Source organism: Agromyces sp. P1_H4, assembly GCF_056405255.1.
In genome coordinates this window covers 1-1,824 of sequence record NZ_JBFUCL010000499.1, presented here as the reverse complement: position 1 = coordinate 1,824, position 1,824 = coordinate 1, and the positions used below count along the sequence as shown (strand labels likewise).

Sequence of the window (1,824 nt, the reverse complement as noted above, 5' to 3'; positions counted from 1 at the left end):
GCCGGTGCCTGGCCTCGCGAGGGCGTGCCCGACAGCCCGCGAGCGTGGCTCGTGCGGGTCGCGTCGCGGCGCTATATCGACCAGGTGCGGTCGGATGTCGCACGCCGGCGCCGTGAGGCCCTCGCCGTCGAACTCGAGCCGCCGCCCGGCGGAACGCCCGGCGTTCCCGCGGTCGACGACACCCTCACGCTGTTCCTCCTGTGCTGCCACCCCGCGCTCACCCGGCCGGCGCAGGTCGCGCTCACCCTCCGTGCGGTGGGCGGACTCACCACCGTCGAGATCGCCCGCGCCCTGCTCGTGCCCGAGGCCACCATCGCGCAGCGCATCTCGCGGGCGAAGGCGCGCATCCGCTCGAGCGGCGAGGGGTTCCGGATGCCGCAGCCCGACGAGCTCGAGGACAGGCTGGTCGCCCTCCGCAACGTGCTCTACCTCATCTTCACCGAGGGGCACACCGCCAGCTCGGGAGAGGCGCTCGCGCGCGTGGACCTGTCTGCGGAGGCGATCCGGCTCACCAGGCAGCTGCACGCCACCGACCCGGATGCCAGGGGAGAGACCACCGGGCTGCTCGCCCTCATGCTCCTCACCGACGCCCGCAGGGCCGCGCGCACCGACGCCGCGGGTGCGCTCGTGCCGCTCGACGACCAGGACCGGTCGCGCTGGGACCGCGGGACGATCGACGAGGGCGTCGATCTCGTGACGCACGTGCTCGACCGCGCGCCCATCGGCCCCTACCAGCTGCAGGCGGCGATCGCGGCGGTGCACGACGAGGCGCCGTCGACGGAGGCGACCGACTGGCTCGAGATCCTCGGCCTCTACGACCTCCTCGGCCGCCTGACGCCCGGACCGATGGTGACCCTCGGACGCATCGTCGCCCTCGCCATGGTCGAAGGTCCCGAATCGGGCCTGGTCGCCCTCGACCGGGCCGAGTCCAGCGGAGACGGCGCCGGGTCGGCGCTCGCCGACCACCACCGCACCTGGGCGGTGCGGGCTCACCTGCTCGAGCGTTCGGAACGCACGGATGCCGCGTCGCTGGCGTTCGCCGAGGCCGCGCGCCGCACGCGCAACGGCCCCGAGCAGCGCTACCTCGCCGCGAAGGCCGAGTCGCTGCGTCAGGCGCGCTGAGGGGCGCGCCGCTCGCCGCAGCTGTTCATGCGTCGACCACCTCGAGCCGCACGTCGACGTCGTCGCCCTCGCCGATGCCCTCGGCGGTGCGTACCGCCTTCTTCAGGGGGAGCATGTAGCTGCCCTGCTTCGAGTCGGGGAAGATCGACGTCGACCAGCTGGTCGAACCCACCGTGACCCGCACCCGCACCGCTCCGAAGCCGCGGGGCATGCGCGGCACCTCGCGGATGTCGGCGGCGAACTCCTCGGGAACGGTGACGAAGAACCAGCCGCCCTGCGCGCCCCACTCCCAGAGCGGTGCGGTGAAGCGGAATCGCATGGTCGGATGCTACCGGCGCCCACCGACGCGCCAGGGCCGCCGCGGCGCTCGGCGCGCGTGGGGTGCGGGCGCAAGGGGCTCGGTGGTCTGCTCCAGCACGGTGGTGTGCTCCAGCACCGTGGTGTGCTCGGGCACCGTGGTGTGCTCGGGCACCGCGGAGTCCGCGAAGAGGGCGAAGAGGTCGCCGATGTCCTCGTGCCCGTGCGGCTTGGCGGCCGTGTGGGGTGTCCACCGGCGGCCGTCCCAGTAGCGGAGGATCGCGGCATCCGCCTCGTCGTCGTACCAGCCGGGTACGCGAACCGGCTCGATGCTCACGAGTCCACCTGCTTCCGCTGGAGGCGGACCGCACGCACCGCGAGCTGGACCGCGGCGACCACCATGAG

The 1,824-nt window shown here is 73.7% G+C and carries 3 protein-coding genes; 1 reads left to right on the top strand and 2 read right to left on the bottom strand.

Annotated features, from left to right (window positions below; genetic code table 11):
• Positions 1–1,122, top strand: a 1,122-nt coding sequence (locus tag AC1DY2_RS19345) for an RNA polymerase sigma factor (protein WP_476763889.1), incomplete at its 5' end; no start/stop codon positions are given.
• 25 nt (positions 1,123–1,147) lie between these two features.
• Here the strand turns inward: AC1DY2_RS19345 and AC1DY2_RS19340 are convergent.
• Together AC1DY2_RS19340 and AC1DY2_RS19335 are read right to left on the bottom strand one after the other, a co-directional pair.
• The gene (locus AC1DY2_RS19340) at positions 1,148–1,441 is read right to left on the bottom strand and encodes a DUF1905 domain-containing protein (RefSeq protein ID WP_476763888.1); all 294 of its coding nucleotides are present in this window, start codon (positions 1,439–1,441) and stop codon (positions 1,148–1,150) included.
• A gap of 9 nt (positions 1,442–1,450) precedes the next feature.
• Entirely contained in the window at positions 1,451–1,756 is a 306-nt protein-coding gene (locus AC1DY2_RS19335; RefSeq protein ID WP_476763887.1) for a DUF2510 domain-containing protein, read from the bottom strand.
• Positions 1,757–1,824 lie beyond the last annotated feature (68 nt).

Excerpts from the sequence above, each read along its gene's own strand:
- AC1DY2_RS19340 (WP_476763888.1), bottom strand. The coding sequence starts at position 1,441 with ATGCGATTCCGCTTCACCGCACCGCTCTGGGAGTGGGGCGCGCAGGGC.